The sequence below is a fragment of the Brachybacterium sacelli genome (genome assembly GCF_017876545.1).
GTDB lineage: Bacteria > Actinomycetota > Actinomycetes > Actinomycetales > Dermabacteraceae > Brachybacterium > Brachybacterium sacelli.
In genome coordinates, this window is the sequence record NZ_JAGIOD010000002.1 from 559482 (window position 1) to 579970 (window position 20489).

At 70.9% G+C, this 20489-nt stretch carries 17 protein-coding genes; 11 read left to right on the forward strand and 6 right to left on the reverse strand.

Annotation, left to right across the window (positions count from 1 at the left end):
- Nucleotides 1-39 precede the first annotated feature (39 nt).
- Entirely contained in the window at nucleotides 40-1398 is a 1359-nt protein-coding gene (locus tag JOF43_RS16770; protein ID WP_209904129.1) for an NtaA/DmoA family FMN-dependent monooxygenase, read from the reverse strand.
- A 228-nt stretch (nucleotides 1399-1626) separates the two neighbouring features.
- On the opposite strand from JOF43_RS16770, the gene JOF43_RS16775 reads away from it, so the two are divergent.
- From JOF43_RS16775 to JOF43_RS16795, 5 genes are read left to right on the forward strand one after another with little or no spacing between them, the layout of a single operon-like run.
- Nucleotides 1627-3282, forward strand: coding sequence for an ABC transporter substrate-binding protein (locus tag JOF43_RS16775; protein ID WP_342592220.1), 1656 nt, complete (start codon nucleotides 1627-1629; stop codon nucleotides 3280-3282).
- 1 nt (nucleotide 3283) lies between these two features.
- Nucleotides 3284-4333 (forward strand): ABC transporter permease, encoded by a 1050-nt coding sequence (locus tag JOF43_RS16780; RefSeq protein ID WP_209904131.1) that lies wholly within the window; start codon nucleotides 3284-3286, stop codon nucleotides 4331-4333.
- Nucleotides 4330-5220 (forward strand): ABC transporter permease, encoded by an 891-nt coding sequence (locus JOF43_RS16785; protein ID WP_209904133.1) that lies wholly within the window; start codon nucleotides 4330-4332, stop codon nucleotides 5218-5220. Before JOF43_RS16780 ends, JOF43_RS16785 begins: the two co-directional genes overlap by 4 nt.
- The gene (locus JOF43_RS16790) at nucleotides 5217-6833 is read left to right on the forward strand and encodes a dipeptide ABC transporter ATP-binding protein (protein ID WP_209904135.1); all 1617 of its coding nucleotides are present in this window, start codon (nucleotides 5217-5219) and stop codon (nucleotides 6831-6833) included. The genes JOF43_RS16785 and JOF43_RS16790 overlap by 4 nt, the downstream gene beginning before the upstream one ends.
- Complete coding sequence (locus JOF43_RS16795; RefSeq protein WP_209904137.1) at nucleotides 6830-8107, forward strand: acyl-CoA dehydrogenase family protein; 1278 nt, start codon at nucleotides 6830-6832, stop codon at nucleotides 8105-8107. The genes JOF43_RS16790 and JOF43_RS16795 overlap by 4 nt, the downstream gene beginning before the upstream one ends.
- Before the next feature lie 43 nt (nucleotides 8108-8150).
- On the opposite strand, the gene JOF43_RS16800 is transcribed toward JOF43_RS16795, so the two are convergent.
- The gene (locus tag JOF43_RS16800) at nucleotides 8151-8813 is read right to left on the reverse strand and encodes a mismatch-specific DNA-glycosylase (RefSeq protein ID WP_209904139.1); all 663 of its coding nucleotides are present in this window, start codon (nucleotides 8811-8813) and stop codon (nucleotides 8151-8153) included.
- 284 nt (nucleotides 8814-9097) lie between these two features.
- Here JOF43_RS16800 and JOF43_RS16805 point away from each other — a divergent pair, with 284 nt between their 5' ends.
- The 5 genes from JOF43_RS16805 to JOF43_RS16825 all read left to right on the forward strand — a co-directional run bounded on the left by JOF43_RS16805 (nucleotide 9098) and on the right by JOF43_RS16825 (nucleotide 14570).
- The gene (locus tag JOF43_RS16805) at nucleotides 9098-9433 is read left to right on the forward strand and encodes a hypothetical protein (protein WP_209904140.1); all 336 of its coding nucleotides are present in this window, start codon (nucleotides 9098-9100) and stop codon (nucleotides 9431-9433) included.
- Complete coding sequence (locus tag JOF43_RS16810) at nucleotides 9430-9759, forward strand: hypothetical protein (protein WP_209904142.1); 330 nt, start codon at nucleotides 9430-9432, stop codon at nucleotides 9757-9759. The genes JOF43_RS16805 and JOF43_RS16810 overlap by 4 nt, the downstream gene beginning before the upstream one ends.
- 408 nt (nucleotides 9760-10167) lie before the next feature.
- Nucleotides 10168-10698: an O-acetyl-ADP-ribose deacetylase gene (locus tag JOF43_RS16815; RefSeq protein WP_209904144.1), complete on the forward strand. Its 531-nt coding sequence runs from the start codon at nucleotides 10168-10170 to the stop codon at nucleotides 10696-10698.
- A 36-nt stretch (nucleotides 10699-10734) separates the two neighbouring features.
- Nucleotides 10735-11343, forward strand: coding sequence for a thymidine kinase (locus JOF43_RS16820; protein WP_209904145.1), 609 nt, complete (start codon nucleotides 10735-10737; stop codon nucleotides 11341-11343).
- Complete coding sequence (locus JOF43_RS16825; protein ID WP_209904147.1) at nucleotides 11340-14570, forward strand: GH92 family glycosyl hydrolase; 3231 nt, start codon at nucleotides 11340-11342, stop codon at nucleotides 14568-14570. The genes JOF43_RS16820 and JOF43_RS16825 overlap by 4 nt, the downstream gene beginning before the upstream one ends.
- A gap of 10 nt (nucleotides 14571-14580) precedes the next feature.
- On the opposite strand, the gene JOF43_RS16830 is transcribed toward JOF43_RS16825, so the two are convergent.
- The 4 genes from JOF43_RS16830 to JOF43_RS16845 all read right to left on the reverse strand — a co-directional run bounded on the left by JOF43_RS16830 (nucleotide 14581) and on the right by JOF43_RS16845 (nucleotide 19594).
- Nucleotides 14581-15417 (reverse strand): YwaF family protein, encoded by an 837-nt coding sequence (locus tag JOF43_RS16830; protein WP_245354587.1) that lies wholly within the window; start codon nucleotides 15415-15417, stop codon nucleotides 14581-14583.
- A 235-nt stretch (nucleotides 15418-15652) separates the two neighbouring features.
- Entirely contained in the window at nucleotides 15653-17818 is a 2166-nt protein-coding gene (locus JOF43_RS16835) for a PTS fructose transporter subunit IIABC (RefSeq protein WP_209904149.1), read from the reverse strand.
- A 61-nt stretch (nucleotides 17819-17879) separates the two neighbouring features.
- Nucleotides 17880-18836, reverse strand: coding sequence for a 1-phosphofructokinase family hexose kinase (locus JOF43_RS16840; protein ID WP_209904151.1), 957 nt, complete (start codon nucleotides 18834-18836; stop codon nucleotides 17880-17882).
- Nucleotides 18833-19594 (reverse strand): DeoR/GlpR family DNA-binding transcription regulator, encoded by a 762-nt coding sequence (locus tag JOF43_RS16845; RefSeq protein WP_209904153.1) that lies wholly within the window; start codon nucleotides 19592-19594, stop codon nucleotides 18833-18835. The genes JOF43_RS16840 and JOF43_RS16845 overlap by 4 nt, the downstream gene beginning before the upstream one ends.
- A 346-nt stretch (nucleotides 19595-19940) precedes the next feature.
- Between JOF43_RS16845 and JOF43_RS16850 the strand changes: the two genes are divergently transcribed.
- Nucleotides 19941-20450 (forward strand): phosphoribosyltransferase, encoded by a 510-nt coding sequence (locus JOF43_RS16850; RefSeq protein ID WP_209904154.1) that lies wholly within the window; start codon nucleotides 19941-19943, stop codon nucleotides 20448-20450.
- The last annotated feature ends 39 nt before the right edge of the window (nucleotides 20451-20489 follow it).

Consider the following 20489-nt stretch of genomic DNA (forward strand, 5'->3'; position numbering starts at 1 on the left):
CGCCTCTCGTCGGCCCCGTTCTCCCGCAATCTCCCGCGATCAGACCCCGACGCCCTCGAACGCCCCGCGGTACTGGGCGGCGGGATGCTCCGCGGGCAGCCGGTCCTCTCCGGTGAGCTGATGGCGCATCGTGCCGCGCCCCTCCGGGAGCCGGCCGCGCTCCCGGAGGATCGGCGAGACCAGCTCGGCGAAGTCCCGGACCGTGTCGAAGGAGTGGTACTGGCGCAGGTTGATCCCGTCGATGCCGTCGACGTCGAGCCAGTGCTCGATCGCGTCGGCCACGACCTCCGGGGTCCCGGCGACGAAGAAGCGGTCCTGCCAGGCCTCGTCGACCGCGTCCAGGAGGTCCCCGACGGTCTGCTGGCCGCCTCGGCGACCCACGGGCGTGTCGGCCGGGAGCCCCTCGACCTCGAGCGCCTCGGCGATGGTCCGCTCCCGCGGGTGCTCGAGGGCATGGATCGGCACCGACTGGTGCACGAGCATCCCCTCTTGCGAGCGGTGCTCCTGATACTGCGCGAGCTTCTCGTCGACCTCCTGCTGGGTCCGTCCCGTGATCACGGCTGCCTGCACCACGAACTTGGGCTCCTGCGGGTCCCGGCCCGCCTCCTCCGCGGCGGCGCGCACCGCGGGCACGGTCCTCTCCAGCAGCGGACCGTGGGTGAACACGAGCTCTGCGTTCTGCCCCGCCCGGACGGCGCCCGCCGGGGACGCGGTGGCGAGGATCAGGGTCGGGGTGCGCTGCGGTGAGGGCTCGGAGAGATGGGGGCCCGCGACGGAGAAGTTGGCGCCCGCATGGTCGATGCGGTGCACCTTTGCCGGGTCGCTGTACAGGTTCCCCGCGGCGTCCCGCACCACGGCGTCCTCGTCCCAGGAGCCCTCCCACAGCTTGTAGAGCACCTCGAGGTACTCGTCGGCGAGCTCGTAGCGCCGGTCGTGCTCGATCTCCTCGGCCAGCCCGAAGTTCCGCGCCGCATTGGGGAGGTAGGAGGTGACGATGTTCCAGCCCACGCGGCCGCCGGTGAGGTGGTCGAGGGTGGACATCCGGCGGGCGAAGGCGAAGGGCGGCTCGTAGCTGGTGGAGAAGGTGATCCCGAAGGTGAGCCGCTCGGTGACGGCGGCCATCGCCGGGACCACCAGCATCGGATCGTTGTTGGGGATCTGCAGCCCTTCCCTCAGCGCGGCCTCCGCCGAGCCCCCGTAGACGTCGTAGGCGCCGACCACGTCGGCGAGGAAGATCGCGGTGAAGCCGCCCTCCTCGGCCAGGCGCGCGAGCTCGGTCCAGTAGCTCACGTCCGTGTAGCGATGCCGATTGTTCTCCGGGAGCCGCCAGAGGCCGTGGGTGATGTGCCCGACGCAGTTCATCTCGAAGAGGTTCAGGATCAGCGGCTTGGGGGTCATGGGGGTCCGATCGCGGTGAGGGGGCGGTGTCCCCTGCACGATCTGCCGTCGCGCCGCGTCGGCGCATCCCGTGTGAACTCCGGTGACGAGAAAAGGGCCCACGTCCCACGACGTGGATGGACCTGTTCGTGGACCGTCACAAAACTTCGGCCAGTCCAAAGCGGTGCTTAGGGTGCTCGAGGGTCGTTCCACCCGAGGAGACCGACGAGAAGACCGAGGAGGACCACCGTGCGCCGACGCCAGCTGTGCGCCGCTCTCGCCGCGGCCTGCGCGAGCCCCGGGCTCGCCGCCTGCGTGACGCCCGCGCCGTCCGCGAACCTTCCGGCGGGGACGAAGAAGGGAGGGGAGCTGGTGTACGCCACGGATCGCGAGCCCACCTGCCTCGACCCGCACAACAACGGGGACTTGCCGCAGACGTACATCGCGCGGCAGTACCTCGACTCGCTGGTCTCGATGCAGGAGGACGGCTCGGTGGTGCCCTGGCTCGCCGAGTCCTGGGAGATCTCCCCGGACGGGCTCACCTACGACTTCAGCCTGAAGCAGGGCGTCGAGTTCACGGACGGGGAGCCCTTCGACGCCGAGGCCGTGGTCGCCAACTTCGAACAGATCATGGATCCCGCGACGCAGTCCTCGACCGCCCTGCTCTACCTCTCGCCGTACTTCGAGTCCGCGGAGGCGGTCTCGGAGCACGTCGTGCGGATCAGTCTGAAGCGGCCGTACTCCCCGCTGCTGACGGTCCTCTCCCAGGCCTTCTTCGGGATCGAGTCCCCGCGGGCGATGGCGAGCGGCCTCGACGAGAACTGCCTCGCCCCGGTCGGCACCGGCCCGTTCATCGTCACCGAGTGGAAGCGCAACCGCGAGGTCGTCATGGTGCGCAACGAGAACTACAACTCGGCCCCCGCCGATGCGAAGCACCAGGGACCCGCCTACCTCGAGAAGGTGACCTGGCGGTTCCTCAAGGACAACACCGCCCGCTTCGGCGCGCTGCAGTCCGGCAAGGCGCAGGCGATCTTCAACCTCCCGCCCGAGTCGGTCCCGGCGGCGACGGCCGACGACTCGATCGAGACCGACGACTTCGTCCACGCGGGTGTCCCGTTCGCCCTCGACCTCAACACGACGAATGCGGCGCTCGGCGACGTCCGGGTGCGCCGCGCGATCGTGCACGCCTCCGATGCGGAGGGGATCGTCGAGAGCGCCTATGCGGGTGTCTTCCCCTACGAGGGCAATGGGATCTCCTCGGGGACCCCGGCCTACGACGAGCGGTTCCACGAGCCCTACCCCTACGACGCCCAACGGGCCGACGCCCTCCTGGACGAGGCGGGATGGACCGGGCGTGACGCGGAGGGGTACCGCACCAGGGACGGGGAGACCCTCGCACTGCGCCTGCCCTATGCCTCGGACCCGGGGGAGACCCCGCCGGCGGACCTCACGATCTTCCAGAACTTCCAGGCCATGCTGAAGCGGGTGGGGGTCAGGATCGAGCTGATCCCCTCCGACGCCGCCACGATGACCGCGATGAAGAACGACCCGACGCGGTACGACATCCAGGGGCGCTACTGGAACAGCCCCACCCCGAACGTCATGTACATCAAGTTCTCGCAGGAGACGCTCGAGATCGGCAACGGCCAGAACGTGTCCCAGGACTACGACGAGGAGCTCGACGAGACGCTGCTCGCCGCCGCGGCGACCACAGATCCCGAGGAGCAGGCCGCCCTCTACTCGAAGGCGCAGGAGAACCTCGTCGCCCAGACCTGGCACGTCACGCTCTACCCGATCCAGACCCGTCTCGCCATCCGCTCCGATCTGGTGCGGGACATCTGGATCGAGCCGAGTGAGGGCGAACCCGTCCTCCACGACGCCTATCTGGTGCGAGAAGGGCTCTGAGATGACCACCGCTGCGCCCACTGACACGTCCCCGCCGGCCGGTCCCGTCACCGCGCCGGGCGACGCCTCCGGCGACCCCGCCCCCGCCCGCCCTCGTGCCCGAGCTCGCCGGCTGCTGCGCCGGATCGCCTCGAAGCTGGGGTCCTCGCTCCTGCTGCTGTGGGCGGTCGCCACGATCGTGTTCTTCCTCCAGCACATGGTCCCCGGAGACACCGCCCTCGCGATCCTCGGTGGCGCCTCCGCGAACCCGCCCGAGGAGACCCTGCAGGCCGTTCGCGAGCAGTACGGCTTCGACGATCCTCTCCTGGTCCAGTACGCCGCGTTCCTGGGCGGACTGGTGCAGCTCGACCTCGGCGAGTCCTACACGATGAAGGAACCGGTGGTCGACATCATCGGCGCACAGATCGCGCCGACCCTGCAGCTCACCGCCGCAGCTCTGGCCGTCGCCTGGGTGCTCGCCCTCGCCCTGACGCTGCTCACCGCCGGTCGCTCCGGCATCGTCGGCCGGCTCGGATCAGGCATCGAGGTCGTCCTGGCCGCCCTTCCGCACTTCTGGCTGGGGGTGCTCCTCCTGGTCGTCTTCGCCGTCATGCTGGGATGGCTGCCGGTCGTCGACGGCGGGCCGTTGGGCATGATCCTGCCCTCCCTGACCCTGGGCATACCACTGGGCGGGTTCCTCGCGCAGGTGACCCGCGACGAGTTCGAGACGGCCCAACGACAGCCCTTCGTGCTCTCGGCGCTCTCCCGCGGGGCGGGCATCGGGGACGTGCGCTGGCGTCACGTGCTGCGGCACGCGGCGCTGCCCGGCATCGCCCTGTCGGGATGGGGGCTGGGCTCGCTCATCTCCGGGGCGGTCGTGGTCGAGGTGATCTTCTCCCGCCAGGGGATCGGCCAGGTGCTGGTCTCCGCCGTGACCTCCCAGGATCTCCCACTGGTCGTCGGCGTCACCTTCGTCGTGGCCCTCGTCTACGTCGTCGCCAACGTCCTCACGGACATCGCCTACGTCGCGGTCGATCCCCGGCTGCGCAGCTCGATCGGAGACGCCTCATGACCGTCCTCGCCCCCGCTCCCGAGGTTCCCGCGCTCGAGGAGGGCCGGCGGCCCGCACGTCGGGCCCGACGGCGCCCTGCACTGGGCGGTCCCAGTGTCTGGGCCGCCGCCGCGGTGGTCGTGCTGGTCCTGATCGCAGCGGTGTTCCCCGGTCTGCTGGCCCCGCAGGACCCGCTCGAGATCAGCCTGTCGGAGAGCTTCGACCCGCCCAGCGCACAGCACGTCTTCGGCACCGACCAGTCGGGGCGCGACGTGTACAGCCGGGTGGTGCATGGGGCGGGTCAGTCGCTGGCCATCGGCCTCGGCGCCACGGCGATCGGCCTCGTCGGCGCGCTCGTGCTCGGCCTCGCCGGAGGGCTGGCGGGACGGTTCGCCGATGCCGCCGTCACCCGGGTGATCGAGGTGCTGTACGCCTTCCCTGGGATCCTGCTCGCGATGATCCTCATCGCCGTCTACGGCAACAGCGCCCTGACCCAGATGGTCGCGGTCGGGGTCGCCACCATGCCCGGGTACGCGCGCATGGTCCGCGGCCAGGTGCTCGCCGTGCGGGGATCGTTGTACGTGGAGGCCGCCCGCGCCCTCGGCCATTCTCCCGCCCGGATCCTGGTGCGCACCCTCCTGCCCAACGCCTTCCGGCCGCTGACCGTGCTGATCACCCTGGGGATCGGCCAGGCGATCGTCTGGGCGGCGGCGCTCGGCTTCCTCGGCATGGGGGTCCAGCCGCCCACGGCCGAATGGGGGGCGATGCTCAACGCGGGGCGCACCTACATCCAGCAGGCCTGGTGGATGGACTTCTTCCCGGGGATCACGATCGTCCTGTTCACGCTCTCGCTCACCGTGCTCGGCCGGCACCTGCAGCGCACCACCGATTCCGGAGCCGCCCGATGAACGCGCTGATCACCGTGGAGAACCTCTCGGTCGCCTTCGACGGGAACCCCGTGGTCCAGGACGTCTCCTTCACGGTCCGGGCCGGCAGCTGCCTCGGGATCGTCGGCGAGTCGGGGTCCGGCAAATCCGTCACGGCGCGCTCCCTGCTGGGCCTCGACGGTGACCGGGCCGAGGTCACGGCGACGACCCTCGAGGCCGGCGAGGACCTGCTCACCTGCTCGCAGGAGCAGCTTCGTCGGCTGCGCGGGAGCAGGATCGGGTACGTCCTCCAGGATGCCCTGGTCTCGCTCGATCCGCTGCGGACCGTCGGCGCGGAGATCGCGGAGCCGCTGCGCATCCACGGTGTGCCCCGTGTGGACCGGTTCCCGCGCGTGCTCGAGCTGCTCGAGGCGGCGGGCGTGCCCGAGCCGGAGCTGCGCGCCCGACAGTTGCCGGGCGAGCTCTCCGGGGGCCTGCGGCAGCGGGCACTGATCGCCGCGGCGCTCGCCCTCGGACCGGAGATCCTCATCGCCGACGAGCCCACCACGGCGCTCGACGTCACGGTGCAGGCGCAAATCCTCGCGCTGCTCGAAAGGAGCCTCGGGGACGGACGGGCCGTCGTCCTGATCAGCCATGACCTGGCCGTGGTGGAGCGTCTGGCCGACCACGTCCTGGTCATGAAGGACGGCCGCGTCGTCGAGCAGGGTCCCACGCGCGAGGTCCTCACCCGGCCGCGCGAGGATTACACGAAGCGGCTCATCGCCGCGGTCCCCTCGGTCCACTCCCGCGGTGAACGGCTCTCGGACGCCCCACCGGCACGGATCCCGGCCGCCCGGACGGAGCAGCCATCGGCCGACGGACCGGTCCTGACGCTCGAAGGTGTCTCCAAGCGGTTCCGCGGGCCGGACGGCACCGCGCGCACCGTCGTCGACGACGTCTCCTTCGAGCTGCGGGCGGGGGAGACGCTGGGCATCGTCGGCGAGTCCGGCTCCGGCAAGTCGACGACCGCCCGCATGGCGCTTGCGCTGACCGAGCCGACCCACGGCCGGGTCCTCCTCGGCGGCCGGCCATGGTCGGAGCTGCCTGAGCGCCGGCGCCGTGAGGGACGACGGCGCATCGGAGTCGTGCATCAGGATCCGCTGGGGTCCTTCGACCCCCGGTGGACGGTCGGCCGCACCATCGCCGATGCCGTGCCCGGCACCGTGAGCCGGGTGGAGCGCGCCGCACGGGTCGACGAGCTCCTCGTCGCCGTCGGCCTCGGCCCGCAGCACGCCGCACGCCATCCGCTCACTCTGTCGGGGGGTCAGCGCCAGCGCGTCTCCATCGCGCGCGCCCTCGCCCCCGGCCCCGAGATCCTCGTCCTGGACGAGCCCGTGTCCGCCCTCGACGTCTCGATCCAGGCGCAGGTCCTCGATCTGCTCGAGGATCTGCAGGACGCGCTGGGCACCGCATTCCTGTTCATCTCCCACGACCTCGGCGTCGTGCATCACGTCAGCGATCGGGTGCTGGTGATGCAGGGCGGCCGGATCGTGGAATCCGGCACGGCGGACGAGGTGTTCCTCGCCCCCGAGCACCCCTACACCCGGGAGCTCGTCGCCGCGCTGCCCCGACCCGAACTGGAGGAGATCGCATGACCGCGACCGATACCCGCAGGACCGAATCGTCGGTTCAGACCATCCCGGCCGTCCCGAGCGCCGTCGAGCATGCCGAGCTGCGGGAGCGGTTCGCCCCCGTGCTCGCCACGATCGCGGAGGGAGCCGCCGAGCGCGACCGGGAACGGCGCCTCCCGCACGCCGAGGTGCGAGCGCTCGCCGAGGCCGGATTCACCGCCGTCACCGTGCCGACGGCGCACGGTGGGGCCGGGGCGGGCGTCGAGACCCTGTTCCGCCTGCTCCTCGACCTCGGCGAGGCGGATTCCAACCTGCCGCAGCTGCTGCGCGCCCATTTCGCCTTCGTCAACGACATCCTGATCGGTGTGGAGGACGGTGACACGGACACCTGGCTGACCGCGATCGCCGAGGGGGCCGTGTTCGGCAACGCCAGCCACGAACGCAGCACCGCGACGGTCGGGGACCTCGCGACGACCGTGACCCCCGATGGGGACGGCTTCCGACTCTCCGGTGAGAAGCACTACTCCACGGGCTCGATCTTCGCGGACTGGATCAACGTCTCGGCACGGTCTCCCGACGGTCGCCGCGCCCGCGTCACCATCGCGGCCGACGACCCGGGGGTGGAACTGCGCGATGACTGGGACGGCTTCGGCCAGGTCCTCACCGGCAGCGGCTCGACGCTGCTGCGCGAGGTGCCGGTCCCGGCCTCCAGGGTGCGGGTCCTCGAGGGGCGCGGCGAGGGCGCCACGACGACGCAGACCGCGTTCCTCCAGCTCGTCCTGCTCGCCTCCCTCGTGGGAGCCGGACGCGCGGCGCTCCGCGAAGCCGTCGGGTTCGTGCGCTCGCGCACCCGCGTGTACTCGCAGGGCAGCGGGTCGACGGCTGCGACGGACCCCCTGGTCCAGCAGGTGGTGGGGAGGTTGTCGGCCGATGTCGCCTCCGCGCAGGATTCAGTGCTCGCAGCCGCTCGTGCCCTCGGCGACGCGCAGGCCTCCCTCGGCGGGCCACGGGCGCAGGAGCTCACCGACGCGGCGGAGCTGCGCACCGTCCAGGCGCAGATCACGACGGTCAAGGACGTCCTCCACGTCACGACGGAGTTGTTCGAGGTGGGCGGTGCATCCGCCACCTCCCGTGGACGCGGACTGGACCGGCACTGGCGCAACGTCCGGACCCTCGCCTCGCACAACCCGGTGATCTATCAGCAGCGGGCGATCGGGGATCGCCTCCTGAACGGGACCGACCTGCTGTACTTCTGGTCCACCGGGGAGAAGAAGCCGACCACGGGAGGCAACGGCTGAGCAGCGCCACGAGTCTCTCGGAGGGCGTGACGCCTGTCCCGGGTCATCCCTGCTCGGACGGAGGGCGCGAAGTAGGCACGCCCGCGTCTGCCGCGACCTCGCTCCAGGTTCGGGCGAGGGTCTCCACGGTCGCGTGCGCGTTCAGCCCGCTCGGTTGCGGCACCACCCACAGCGTCACGTCCCCCGGCCACCGGCGGACGGTGGCCGGGTCCTGGATCCCCAACTGCGCCCGCCGTGCGTCGAACGCCGTGCGGAAGGCCGTGATCCCGGCGATCGCCACCACAGCGGGCCGCAGCGCATCGGCGCGTCGCACCAGCTCCTCGCCCGCGGACTGAAGCTCGGCCCTGGTCAGCTCGTCGGCCCGGGCGGTGGCGCGACCGACGAGGTTCGTGATCCCGATGCCGCGCTCGCGCAGGTTCTCCTCGTCCTCCTCCTGAAGACCGCGGGAGGCGTCGACCGGTCGCGCGGTGAGTCCGGCCCGGTGCAGCGAGGGCCAGAACCGATTGCCGGGACGGGCGAAGGGCGCGTTGACCGCCGCGGTCCACAGGCCCGGATTGATGCCGACGATCAGCAGGCGCAGCACCTGCCCGCGGGTGGGATCGGGCAGGACGTCCTGGAGGGCGTCCTGTGACAGGGTGGCGAAGGTCGGCAGATCCGTCCGGGTGGGACGTCGGTCTGCCAGGGGAGAGGAGCGTCGAGTGCTCATGGCGGTCACGGTACGACACGACTGGCTATCGTCGACGTCGTCATTCCGCTGTCTCCACCGTCTCCACCGATGCCGATTCCTGTGCCCCCCTCGAGGTGGGTTCAAGCATCGGTCATTCCTTCATAATTCGGTGTTATCCGCAATTTTACGCTGCTTTCAAGTGCTTCCCTATGGACGGGCATTGCAGACCTCCTTCCCGCCATGTATGGTCTTTCGACCAACGTTGCGTGGTGCGCCTCACACTCGGGCGTGTGTATCCGCGTAGCGATCAACGAGGGGAACCCATGGATTCTTACATCAAGACCAGAACTCTGGGGACGCGTCTGACCGTTCTCGTCGGCGCCGCGGTCTGCGCAGCCGGCTTCATGGTCGCTGGCGCCGGATCTGCCGACGCGGCCAGCTGCGGGGACGCCATGGTCGACAAGATCGGAAAGCAGGACGTGGTCGTCCAGTCCTGTCCGAAGGGGAAGCAGGTCGTCTACACGGTGACTTGCGGGTTCGGGGGCGGAAACAGCACTAAGACCGCCTCAGCCTACTTCGATGCCTTCGAGAGTCGGATCACCGAGATCGACTGCGGTCGCGGTCTGAATGCCACGGATGTCGATTGGGAGTACGCATGAGCCGTCAGAACATCATCACCAAGCCGATCGTCTCCGCGGCCGCCGCGCTTGTGGCTGCGGGTGGGATTCTTGCAGCTGGGGCTGCGCCGGCAACGGCAGGCGGAGCCACGTGCCCTCCAGCTGAACTCACCAGCGGTGGGCATGCCGCGAAGCATTCGTGCAAGATCACTGATGGCCCGGTGGAAATAATGTACACGTTCAAGTGCTACGGGATTCCTCCGAAGGAGAAGAACAAGGCGGTCACGTGGAACAAGAGTGACACCAAGACGATTCAGAACCCCTGTACGGGCGCTAGTGCCTACGCGGTGTCGTACAAGATCGTCTGACCTCGATGTTTCATGGGGCCCGTGATCGGGGCCGCGGGGCGTCTTTGCCCGCGCTCGTGGAGAGATTCTGGTATGCAGGTGCGACGGGGTGCCGCGTGTCGTCGCGGTGGTCGGGTCTGGGACCGACGCACGCTCAGGTGTCAGTTGGTGTCGGGCCGCGAGGCTCACGGCCGGGTTCATGATGGTCTCGTAGCCGATGGGGGTTGATCGATTTGCGGCGAGATCGACTACGTCTTCGACACCTCCCAACGCCCACACCGACCCACCTGACAAGAGACCCACCTGACAAGACCCGCCGACATCCCCGCCCGACGTCGAGCACGCCAGAGTTCACGAGAGTCCGTCACCCTCGCGAGCCGCCCTCGCCACGGTCTCGTCGGAACCCTGGACCGTCGCTACGGTGGAGGGATGCATCTGCGCATCGCCCCCGGGGACCTCACAGAGACCGTCGTCGACGCCGTCGTCAACGCCGCCAACTCCTCCTTGCTCGGCGGCGGGGGCGTGGACGGCGCCATCCACCGCCGCGGCGGACCCGACATCCTCGACGAGTGCCGCCACCTGCGTGAGACGACCCTGCCCGAGGGACTGCCCGCCGGAGAGGCCGTCGCGACCACGGCCGGGCAGCTCCCGGCCCGCTGGGTGATCCACGCCGTCGGCCCCGTGCATTCCACCCGCGAGGACCGCTCGCCGACCCTGGCTTCGTGCTATCGCGAGGCGCTGCGCGTCGCCGGGGAGATCGGTGCCCGCAGCGTCGCGTTCCCTGCCATCTCCGCGGGCGTCTACGGCTGGCCGATGGACGATGCCGCCCGGATCGCCGTCGAGACCGTCCGCGACGTCGCCTCCCGGCAGCCGACGGAGGCCTCGGGAGTCGAAGAGGTCGTGTTCGTGCCCTTCGGCGCCGACGCCGAGTCTGCGTTCCGGGAACATCTATCCGACTGAGCCAATGGGCGCCGGCCCCGCGCGTACTGTGTCCCCATGCGCACCGGTGAGGCAGGTCCACTGCACGTCATCGCCGGCCCCATGTTCGCCGGCAAGACCGAAGAGCTGCTGAGGCGCGTCCACCGGGCACGACTGGCGGGGCTGCAGGTCGACGTCGTGGGCCATCGGCTCGACGACCGCGGAGGCCCCGAACGGCTCAGCACCCACATCGGCCGCACCGAGCCCGCTCGCATGCTCGAATCCGCCGACGCCGTGCGTGACGTCCTGTCGGGCAAGAGCCCGGACCTTGTCGCGATCGACGAGGCGCAGTTCTTCGGCCCCGCGATCGTCCCGGTGATCGAACAGCTGCTCGCCGACGGTATCCAGGTCGAGGTCGCGGGGCTCTGCGTCACCTACGACGGCGGCCCCTTCGAACCGGTCCCGAGCCTGATGGCGCAGGCGGAAGAGGTCGTGAAGCTGACCGCCGTGTGTGCCGTCTGCGGCGCGGATGCCGCCTTCCACGTCCGCCTCCTCGCCGACGGCGGGGACGCGCTGCGGGCCACGGCCGAGCAGGTCGGAGGCAGCGAGTCCTATCAGGCGCGCTGCCGGGCGCACCGGCGACTCCGCCACCCCGGTCAGGTCCAGTCGATAGCCTTATCACCATGATCCTCACCGCAGACCCGGGCCCCGTCGGATCCCCCACCAGCAAGGACTCCGCGGGATTCCTCGCCCCGTCCGCGCTGCGCTATGCAGCTCGCGCCGGGGAGAGCGCCGAGAGGACGCTTCCCGTCCTCGAGGGTCTGTCCCCGCTCGTCGGGCGCACGGTCGCACGCGAGGACGTGCTGCGCACCTACGTCCACCCCCGACTGGACGCGGCTCAGACCTGGGGGGCGACCTACGTCGCCGTGGAGCTGGTGTTCGAGGACGGCAGCAGGCTGTCCGAACTCGATCCCCGCGACCAGTACGGCACCTCCGCGACCGCACAGGGCATCGGCGACGGCAGGATCCTGTACGCCGATCAGTGGAACGACGTGCAGGTCCCGCTCGAGCCCGCTACGGGCCGCACGATCGTCGAGGTCCATCTGAGGGTGGACATCCCCGAGGACGTGGAAGCGGACCTCCTCGAGACCGCCGAGGAGGATCTCGCGGCCCCGCGGCCCGAGCCCGAGGAGCTCGTCGGCTGGATCGATGGCCCCTACCTCGCGCCCCGTCCCGCGGACCCGTCGCGAGAAGACCCCGTGGCCTGGGTCGATACCCGTCGCGGTACGCACGCCTCCGGAGACTTCTCCCGCGGCAACAATCTGCCGCTGACCGCCGTCCCCAATGGTTTCGCCTTCTTCACCCCGGCCACCGATGCCCGTACCCGGCGCTGGGTGTACGAGTACCACCGCCGGGGAGGGGACGACAACCGCCCTCGCCTGCAGGGCATGGCGATCTCTCACCAGCCCAGTCCCTGGATGGGGGACCGCAACCAGTTCGTGCTCATGCCCCTGCGGGGCGAGGACCCGGATGCGTCCCCGGCGGCCCGTGCCCTCGGCTTCGACCATGACGCGGAGACCGCTCGCCCCGATCTGTACGAGGTGGCGCTGGACGGCGGGACCTCGCTGCGCCTGGCCCCCACCGACCACGGCGCGATCTGTGAGATCGAGGCCTCCGGCGACGCCGGGGAGCTGCACCTGCTGCTCGAGGGCATCGACGAGCACAGCCGGATAGACGCCGCCGGCGCCGTCTTCGACGGGACCCTGCGTGCCTGGGTCGATTCCGGACTCGCCCAGGGCTACGACCGCGCCGACGGCGCCACCCGCATGTTCGTGCTCGCCGAGGTCGATCCGGCCCCGATTGCCGTCGCCGCCGCCCGCGGCGAATCCACCGGCAGCGTGCTCACCTTCGCCCCCGGCACCGAGCACGTCACCGTCCGCCTGGTCACCAGCTTCCTCGGCATCGAGCAGGGTCGACGCACCTTCGCCCAGGAGGTCGAACGCCGCAGCCTCGAGGACGTGCGCGAGGCCGCCCACAACGCATGGACCCAGCGCCTGCGCGTGATCGAGCCCGGCACGGCCACTCCGCCCCAGCTGCGCACCCTGTACGGGAACCTCTACCGGCTGAACCTCTACCCCAACTCGCACTGGGAGAACTCCGGGACCCCCGAGAGGCCCCGACCCGTCCACGCCAGCCCGGTCCGTCCGGTCAAGGGCGAGGCCACCGACAGTCGCACCAATGCCCAGGTCATTCCCGGGAAGTTGCATGTCAACAACGGGTTCTGGGACACCTACCGCACCGCCTGGCCCGCGTACGCCCTGCTGTACCCGGAGCTGGCCGCGGAGCTCGCCGACGGATTCGTCCAGCAGTACCGCGAGGGCGGCTGGATCGCCCGCTGGTCCTCACCGGGCTACGCCGACTGCATGACCGGCACCAGCAGCGACATCGCCTTCGCCGATCTCGCCGTCAAGGGCGTTCCGCTGCCGGATCCTTTGGCCGCCTACGAGTCCGGGCTGCGCAATGCGACCGTCGCCCCGGAGCGGACCGAGGTGGGCCGCAAGGGCAATGAGCGCGCCGTGTTCACCGGATACGTCGACACCGACACCGCCGAGTCCGTCTCCTGGACGCTCGAGGCGCACATCAACGACTTCGGCCTGGCCGCCCAGGCCGACCTGCTCGCCGGGACCCTCGAGGACGAGGAGCACGCTGCACAGCTGCGCGAGGAGGCCGCGTACTTCCGGGCCCGCTCGGCCAATTACCTGCTGCTGTTCGATCCCGCGATCGGTTTCTTCCAGGGCCGCCGCCCCGACGGCGGTTTCGCGAAGCACCCCGAGGAGTTCGACCCGGCGGAGTGGGGTGGTGACTTCACCGAGACCGACGGCTGGAACTTCGCCTTCCACGTCCCCCACGACGGCGAGGGCCTGGCGATGCTGCACGGCGGCCGCGACGGTCTGCGCGCCAAGCTCGAGGAGTTCTTCGCGACCCCCGAGCGCGCGGACCGCAAGGGCACCTACGGGCACGTCATCCACGAGATGGACGAGGCGCGGGCAGTGCGGATGGGCCAGTTCGGCGTCTCCAACCAGCCCTCCCACCACATCCCCTTCCTGTTCCACCACACCGGGGCCCCGGAACGGGCCTCACAGGTCGTGCGCGAGGTCCACCGGCGCTTGTTCGTCGGCGAGCAGATCGGCCAGGGTTACCCCGGCGACGAGGACAACGGCGAGATGAGTGCCTGGTGGCTGCTGACCGCGCTCGGCCTGTACCCGCTGCAGCTCGGCACCGGGCGCTATCACCTGGTGGCACCGCTGTTCGACCACGCCCACGTCAAGCCCCTCGGCGGGGAGCCCTTCACCGTCACCACCGACGGACAGGACCCGCAGCACCCCTGCATCACGGGCTTCACGGTCGACGGCGAGGAGCACCGCGACGCCTGGATCGACCACACGGACCTGCGCGGGCGGCTCCAGTTCACCCTCGGCGCCGAGAAGAGCGACTGGGGCGAGGTGCCACCGTCGGCCGGCGAGCCGGGCCGTCGCCCGAGGCCGCTGCGCGACCTGTTCGCCGCGGACCCCGCGGACCCGCTGCGGGACGACGACTCCCGCACCGAACGCACCTGGGAGTCCGCGAGCGCCGTGATCGAGCTTCCCGAACTGGGCGAACCGCTCCAGGCCCGCTTCCTCACCCTGACCTCGGCGGCGGAGACCGGCGGGGATCCGATCGCCTGGCGGCTCGAGGGCTCGGACGACGCGGAGACCTGGGAGGTGCTCGACGAGCGCTCCGCCCAGAGCTTCCGCTGGCGCCGCCAGACCCGCCCGTTCCAGGTCTCCTCGCCGCGGCCATGCCTTCACCACCGGCTCGTGATCACCACCGCCGAGGGGCCGTTGCGCCTGGCCGAGCTCGAGGTGCTGGCGTAGTCCGACCGGATCAGGTCCGCGGAGGAACCGGGGCGGCGGGTCGGGTTCCGACGGCGTCGGTCTGCTCCGGCCGCGCCGGTGCGGGCCGACGCAGCAGCGCTCCCGCGCCGGCCGGAGGCGTGCCCCGGCGACGGTCCGAGGCCACCCACGGCCAGGTCATCAGTGCCCACACCGCGGCGATCGCGGCGGCCTCGACCAGCAGGTAGAACGGCCACGGCCCCATCACGTCCAGCAGGCTCGGCCCAGCGGGCGCGCCGTTGAGATAGCCGTAGTTCGTGCCCGCCAGGAGATTGAGGGAGAAGGCCAGTGCCGCCCACCCGAGAGTGGCCGCGTAGGCGAGGGCGTACCCGCGCCACGTGGGACGGAAACCCAGCCCCCAGGTCAGCACGATGGGTACGAGGACGCCGCTGAGGTGCGCGACCCAGTACTCGGCGAACTCCAGCGGGATCCACAGGAAGTAGTTCACGTCCGGGGTGAGCACCGACTGCATGTTCAGCGTCAGGCCCCAGAAGTAGGTGACCACGATCGCCCAGCGCGCCCGCGTGATCAGGGCGATCGGCGCGATGAAGCGCAGGACGTCGGAGAAGTGCAGCGGGAGCGACTCGTGGATGTTCCAGATCCACGGCATGAACCCCCAGATGGTCCAGAACACCGAGTTGGCCAGCAGCACCCAACCGACCAGGCGCAGCGTGTGGTCGACCTGCGCCGCATCGCTTCGCCGGGCCCAGCGGATCAGGACGACGGCGGCGACCACGAGCAGGGCGAGCATGCTCAGGTGCGCCGTGCCGTAGGCGGGCATGTGCCCCAGCGGGGCCTCCGCCAGGACGAGACCGTCTCTCTCCTGCATCGCAGCCTCTTTCCGCTGGGATCCCCGCGAGCCCTGAGCCGAACGGCCGCGGTGGCCGGCTCGGTGTCGACCTTGTCCGGGCCGAGCATACGAGAAGCGCCCCGCCGTGGCGGGGCGCTTCTGCGTGTTGCGGGTGAACCGGGTGGAGCCGAAGGAACTGAGCGGCCCGGGTGGATCCGAGCGAACCGCGAGAGAGCCGGGTGTCCGGCAGCGGTCGCGAGCGGGTCGCTGCGGGTCAGGCCGTCAGGGTGTGCTTGCGGTGCGCGGCCTCCTTGAGGGCGGTCACGACCAGTGCGGAGATCAGGGTGCCGACCCCGATCGCGAGGACGAATCCCCACACCGGGCTGATCGCGAAGGCGACGAAGATGCCGCCGTGAGGCGCCTGGGAGCCGGCGCCGAAAGCCATCACCAGGGCGCCGGTGACAGCGCCGCCGGTCATCATCGAGGGGATCACGCGCAGCGGGTCCGCGGCGGCGAAGGGGATCGCCCCCTCGGAGATGAAGGCCGCCCCGAGCAGCCAGGCGGTGGTGCCGTTCTCCCTCTCCACGCTCGAGTAGAGCTTCCTGCGGACCACGGTCGACAGCGCCATCGCCAGCGGCGGCACCATGCCGGCGGCCATCACGGCCGCCATGATGTGGAAGGACGCCTCGGTGCCCTGGGACAGGCCGGCCGTGGCGAAGAGATAGGCCGCCTTGTTCACGGGCCCGCCCAGGTCGACGCACATCATCAGCCCGATGATCACGCCGAGCAGGACGGCGGAGGTCCCGGACATGCCGGTCAGGCCGTTCTGCAGCGCGGTCATCAGGGAGGCCAGTGGGCGGCCGAGGAACAGGAGCATGAGTCCGCCGACCACGAGGGAGGTGATCAGCGGGATGATCACCACGGGCATCAACCCGGCGAGCCACCGCGGCGGCTTCAGGGTCGTGAACCACACGGCGATGAGCCCCGCGAGCAGACCGGTGATGAGGCCGCCGAGGAAGCCGGCGCCGACGAGCACGGACACCGCGCCGCCGACGAAGCCGGGAGCGATGCCGGGGCGCCCTGCGAGACCGAAGGCGATGTAGCCCGACAGTGCCGCGACCAGGAAGCTCATCCCGAGGCTGCCCAGGGTGTACAGCACGGCGCCGAGATAGAGGGCCAGGCCGGAGCGTTCGGTCTCCGTCATGCCCGTCGCGGCCTCGTAGGCCTGGTGTCCCGGCAGGTCGGTGAGCGAGAAGCCGGTGGCGACGTCCTGGGCGACGAAGGCGACGTCGAAGCCCGCGAGGAGGAAGCCCAGAGCCATCAGCAGGCCGCCGGCGGCGACGAACGGGATCATGTAGGACACGCCGGTCATGACGGCGGCCTGCAGGCGCGACGGCCAGGACTGCCGGGCGCCGCCGTCGGTCGCGGCTTCCCGCCCGGCGCCGCCGTCGCCGGCGGGGACGCGCCGCGCGGAAGGGTCCGACGCCGCCGCGAGGGCCTCGTCGATCATCTGCGGGCCCTGGGAGATGGCGCGCTTGACGGGATGCTCGACCAGGGGCAGCCCGGCGAAGCGCTCCCGCCCCGAGACGGTGACGTCGGCGGCGACGATGAGGGCGCCGGCCGCAGCGATCTGCTCCTCGGTGAAGGGGGTGATGCCGCCGGATCCCTGGGTCTCGACGCGGAGCTCGATGCCCTTCTCCGCGGCGGCGTTCTCGAGGGACTCGGCGGCCATGTAGGTGTGGGCGATGCCGGTGGGGCAGGACGTGATCGCCAGCAGTACCGGGGAGGCCGTCGCAGCGGCTGCTCCGGCAGCGGTGCTCTCGTCGGCGCCGACGTCCACCCCGCCGTCGTCTGCGGCTGCTGACCGGGCGTCACCGGCGGGGTGGGCGGCGGGTTCGGTCCCTCCGGCGGCGGAGCCCTCCCCGGTGGCGGGGTCCTCGCTCGTCGGCGCCGCGGAGCGGGTCCCCGCCCCGGGAACGGTCTCCGGCTCCGGTTCGAGCACGCTCATCACCAGTTCGGAGACCTCATGGGGTTCTTCGGCTGCGCGCAGCTGTGCGAGGAAATCGGGACGGATCAGCGCACGGGAGAGCTGGGCGAGGAGCTTCAGATGCTGGTCGTCCGTCCCCGCGGGGGCGGCGATGCCGATCACGAGGTCGGCCGGCCCGTCGCTCGAGCCGAAGTCGACCGGTTCGGCCAGGCGCAGGAAGCCCAGGGCCGCCTCGTGCACCGTCTCGGTGCGGCAATGGGGGATCGCGAAGCCGCCGGGCATGCCGGTGGCGAAGGATTCCTCGCGCTTGAGCAGACCTGCCTCGAGTCCCTCGCGGTCCGCACGGCCGGTCGCGGCGATGAGATCGGCCAGCAGGCTGATCACGGCATGCTTGTCGCCAGGAGGGGTCACCTCGAGGCGGACCAGCTCGGGGGTCATCAGTGATCCGGACATGGTTCTCCTTCGGCAGGGCACTCCCGGGACGCCGGGAGGCAGAGGGGTCAGAAGCGGAGGGTCAGAGACGGACGACGCGATCCGGCTCGGGATGGACCTGCTCGGGGCGAGGGATGGTGGTGCCCGGAAGGCCGACGGCGGCCGTCCCGTAGGCAAGGGCGCGCGCCAGACGATGCGCGGGATCCTCGCCGCGGGCGCGGGCGATCAGATAGCCGGCGGTCGCGCAGTCCCCGGCGCCGACGGTGGAGACGACGGGCACGACGGGAGCAGGGGAGTACCAGGCCTCGCCCTCTGTCGCGAGCAGAGCGCCCGACCCGCCGAGGGTCACCAGCACGGTGGCGACGCCGCGATCGTGCAGCATGAGCGCGGCGTCACGGACCGCCTCGAGATCCCCGACCGCGGCCTGCTCCTCGAGCCGCTCGCCGCCGATGCCGACGATCTGGCCGAGCTCCTCGGCATTGGGCTTGAGGAAGTCCGGGGCCGCGGTGTCCAGAGCGGAGGCGATCGCCTCGAGCGGGCCGTCCGAGGTGTCCACACCCGCCCGGGCACCCAGAGCACGGAGCCGATCGATCAGACGCACGTACTCGTCCACCGGCATGCCGGTGGCGAGCGATCCGGAGAGCATCACGAGGTCGCCCGGACCGACGGCGTCCAGCAGCAGCTGCTCCAGGTCGGCGATCTCGGCGGCCGACAGCGCGTCGCCGGGCTCGTTGAGCTTGGTCGTCAGCTGCGGCGTGGACAGCACGGTGAGATTGGTCCGGACCCTCCCCGCGACGGGGCTCGCTCGATGGGGGAGACCCTCCGCCGCGAGCAGGGAGAGCAGGGGATCGCTCGGTGCCGCCGGCAGGATCGCGGTGACATCGAGTCCTGCCCGGTGCACGCCGAGGGCGACGTTGACGCCCTTGCCACCGGGCTGCATGGTCTCGCCCGCGATCCGGTGCACGCCGCCCGGGGTGAGGGCACCGCCCAGATCGATGGTGCGGTCCCGCGAAGGGTTCGCGGTCAGGGTGATGATCACGCCAGGAGCACCTCGATCCCGGCCTCGACCAGGCGACCGCGGATCTCCTCCGGCAGACCGTCGTCGGTCACCAGGGCATCGACCTCGGCGGCACCGGCGAAGGTCACCAGGCGACGTGCGCCGGCCTTGGAGGAATCGGCCAGGACCACCCGTCGCCCGGCCGAGCGCACCACGGCGGATTTCACGGCGGCCTCGTCAGGGTCGGGTGTGGTGAAGCCGTCCTCGTCCAGACCGTTGCACCCGAGGAATGCGATCTCGGGATGGAGAGCGCGCACCGCGTCCACGGTGGAGGAGCCGACCGCGGCCTGCGTGGTGGGACGGACCCGACCGGGCAGCAGATGCACCTCGAGCTCCGTGTGGACCAGCGCTCCCTGCGCGATCGCGGGGGCATTGGTGATCACCGGCCCGCGCCGCTGGGCGAGGTGGGGGAGCAGTTCGGCGGTGGTGCTGCCCGCATCCAGCAGGACTGCGGCCCGTGGATCGGCAGGGAGCAGGTGGGAAGCGGCGAGGGCGATTCGGCGCTTGCGCTCGACGTGGGTCGTGCGGCGGGATTCCAGATCGGGCTCGACCTCGGTCGTGCTCCTCGGGACGGCGCCGCCGTGGACACGGACCAGGAGCTCCTGGCCGGCCAGCTGGTCGAGATCGCGGCGCACGGTCTCGGTGGCCACGTCGAACTGCTCGGCCAGCGCCGTGACGGTGACGCGTCCGGACTGCGCGAGGACCTCGAGGACCTGGCGCTGGCGTTCACGGGCGTACATGGGGTCACCTGCCTCGTCGAAGGGAGAGTCCGCCCCGCTCCGGGACCCGCCGTGCGGGATCCGACGCCCGGGACGCTGTTCTCGAGCCGTGCTTCAGGCTCTCTGGCCCCAGGGAGCGGCGGATACCTGGACTCTACGCGACGAAGCCACAGATAACAACATCCGAATGTGTGGAAGTCTGTGGCTCATCGTGGGGTCAGTCCGTCCGATGCGGGGACGGAGGGGAACGCGGCGCGGCGTGTCCGAGACCTCCCTCGCGCGGACCCGGTGCGGGCTCCGGACGGGGTCCGACGGCGGATACCATCGGAGCACTCTGCGCTGACCGCACCCGAGGAGAAGTGAACCGATGTCCCAGGCCTTCCATGCCGACTCGTCCGACCTGCCTGCCAAGGAGGTCCTCGGCTGGGAGCTGTTCGGCACCGCCTCGAGGGAACTCGCGCAGACCATCGCCGACTCCGACTTCGCCCCGGAGATCGTCATCGCGGTGGCGCGGGGCGGTCTGCTGCCGGCCGGGTCGCTGTCGTACGCGCTCGGTCTGAAGCTCGCCGATGCGATCAACGTCGAGTTCTACACCGATGTGCACGAGACGCTGCCGGACCCGGTGCTGCTGGCCCCGATGCTGGACACCGAGTCGATCCAGGGCAAGCGCCTGCTGGTCGTCGACGACGTCGCCGACTCCGGGCGCACCCTCGCCCTCGTCCTCGATCTGCTGCGCGAGCAGGGGGCCGACGCGCGCAGCGCCGTGCTCTACGCGAAGTCCGCCTCCGTCGTCTCCCCGGACTACGTGTGGCGCCGCACCGACGAGTGGATCGTCTTCCCCTGGTCGGCGGAGCCCCCGGTCACCCCCAACGCCTGAGCTCCGGGGCCAGGGCCGCCGGAGCTCGGACCGTCAGAG

Bases quoted from the DNA above. Each gene is read 5' to 3' on its own strand.
- JOF43_RS16770 (WP_209904129.1), bottom strand. From the start codon at position 1,398: ATGACCCCCAAGCCGCTGATCCTGAACCTCTTCGAGATGAACTGCGTC.
- JOF43_RS16780 (WP_209904131.1), top strand. From the start codon at position 3,284: ATGACCACCGCTGCGCCCACTGACACGTCCCCGCCGGCCGGTCCCGTC.
- JOF43_RS16785 (WP_209904133.1), top strand. From the start codon at position 4,330: ATGACCGTCCTCGCCCCCGCTCCCGAGGTTCCCGCGCTCGAGGAGGGC.
- JOF43_RS16790 (WP_209904135.1), top strand. From the start codon at position 5,217: ATGAACGCGCTGATCACCGTGGAGAACCTCTCGGTCGCCTTCGACGGG.
- JOF43_RS16795 (WP_209904137.1), top strand. From the start codon at position 6,830: ATGACCGCGACCGATACCCGCAGGACCGAATCGTCGGTTCAGACCATC.
- JOF43_RS16800 (WP_209904139.1), bottom strand. From the start codon at position 8,813: ATGAGCACTCGACGCTCCTCTCCCCTGGCAGACCGACGTCCCACCCGG.
- JOF43_RS16805 (WP_209904140.1), top strand. From the start codon at position 9,098: ATGGATTCTTACATCAAGACCAGAACTCTGGGGACGCGTCTGACCGTT.
- JOF43_RS16810 (WP_209904142.1), top strand. From the start codon at position 9,430: ATGAGCCGTCAGAACATCATCACCAAGCCGATCGTCTCCGCGGCCGCC.
- JOF43_RS16815 (WP_209904144.1), top strand. From the start codon at position 10,168: ATGCATCTGCGCATCGCCCCCGGGGACCTCACAGAGACCGTCGTCGAC.
- JOF43_RS16820 (WP_209904145.1), top strand. From the start codon at position 10,735: ATGCGCACCGGTGAGGCAGGTCCACTGCACGTCATCGCCGGCCCCATG.
- JOF43_RS16825 (WP_209904147.1), top strand. From the start codon at position 11,340: ATGATCCTCACCGCAGACCCGGGCCCCGTCGGATCCCCCACCAGCAAG.
- JOF43_RS16830 (WP_245354587.1), bottom strand. From the start codon at position 15,417: ATGCAGGAGAGAGACGGTCTCGTCCTGGCGGAGGCCCCGCTGGGGCAC.
- JOF43_RS16835 (WP_209904149.1), bottom strand. From the start codon at position 17,818: ATGTCCGGATCACTGATGACCCCCGAGCTGGTCCGCCTCGAGGTGACC.
- JOF43_RS16845 (WP_209904153.1), bottom strand. From the start codon at position 19,594: ATGTACGCCCGTGAACGCCAGCGCCAGGTCCTCGAGGTCCTCGCGCAG.
- JOF43_RS16850 (WP_209904154.1), top strand. From the start codon at position 19,941: ATGTCCCAGGCCTTCCATGCCGACTCGTCCGACCTGCCTGCCAAGGAG.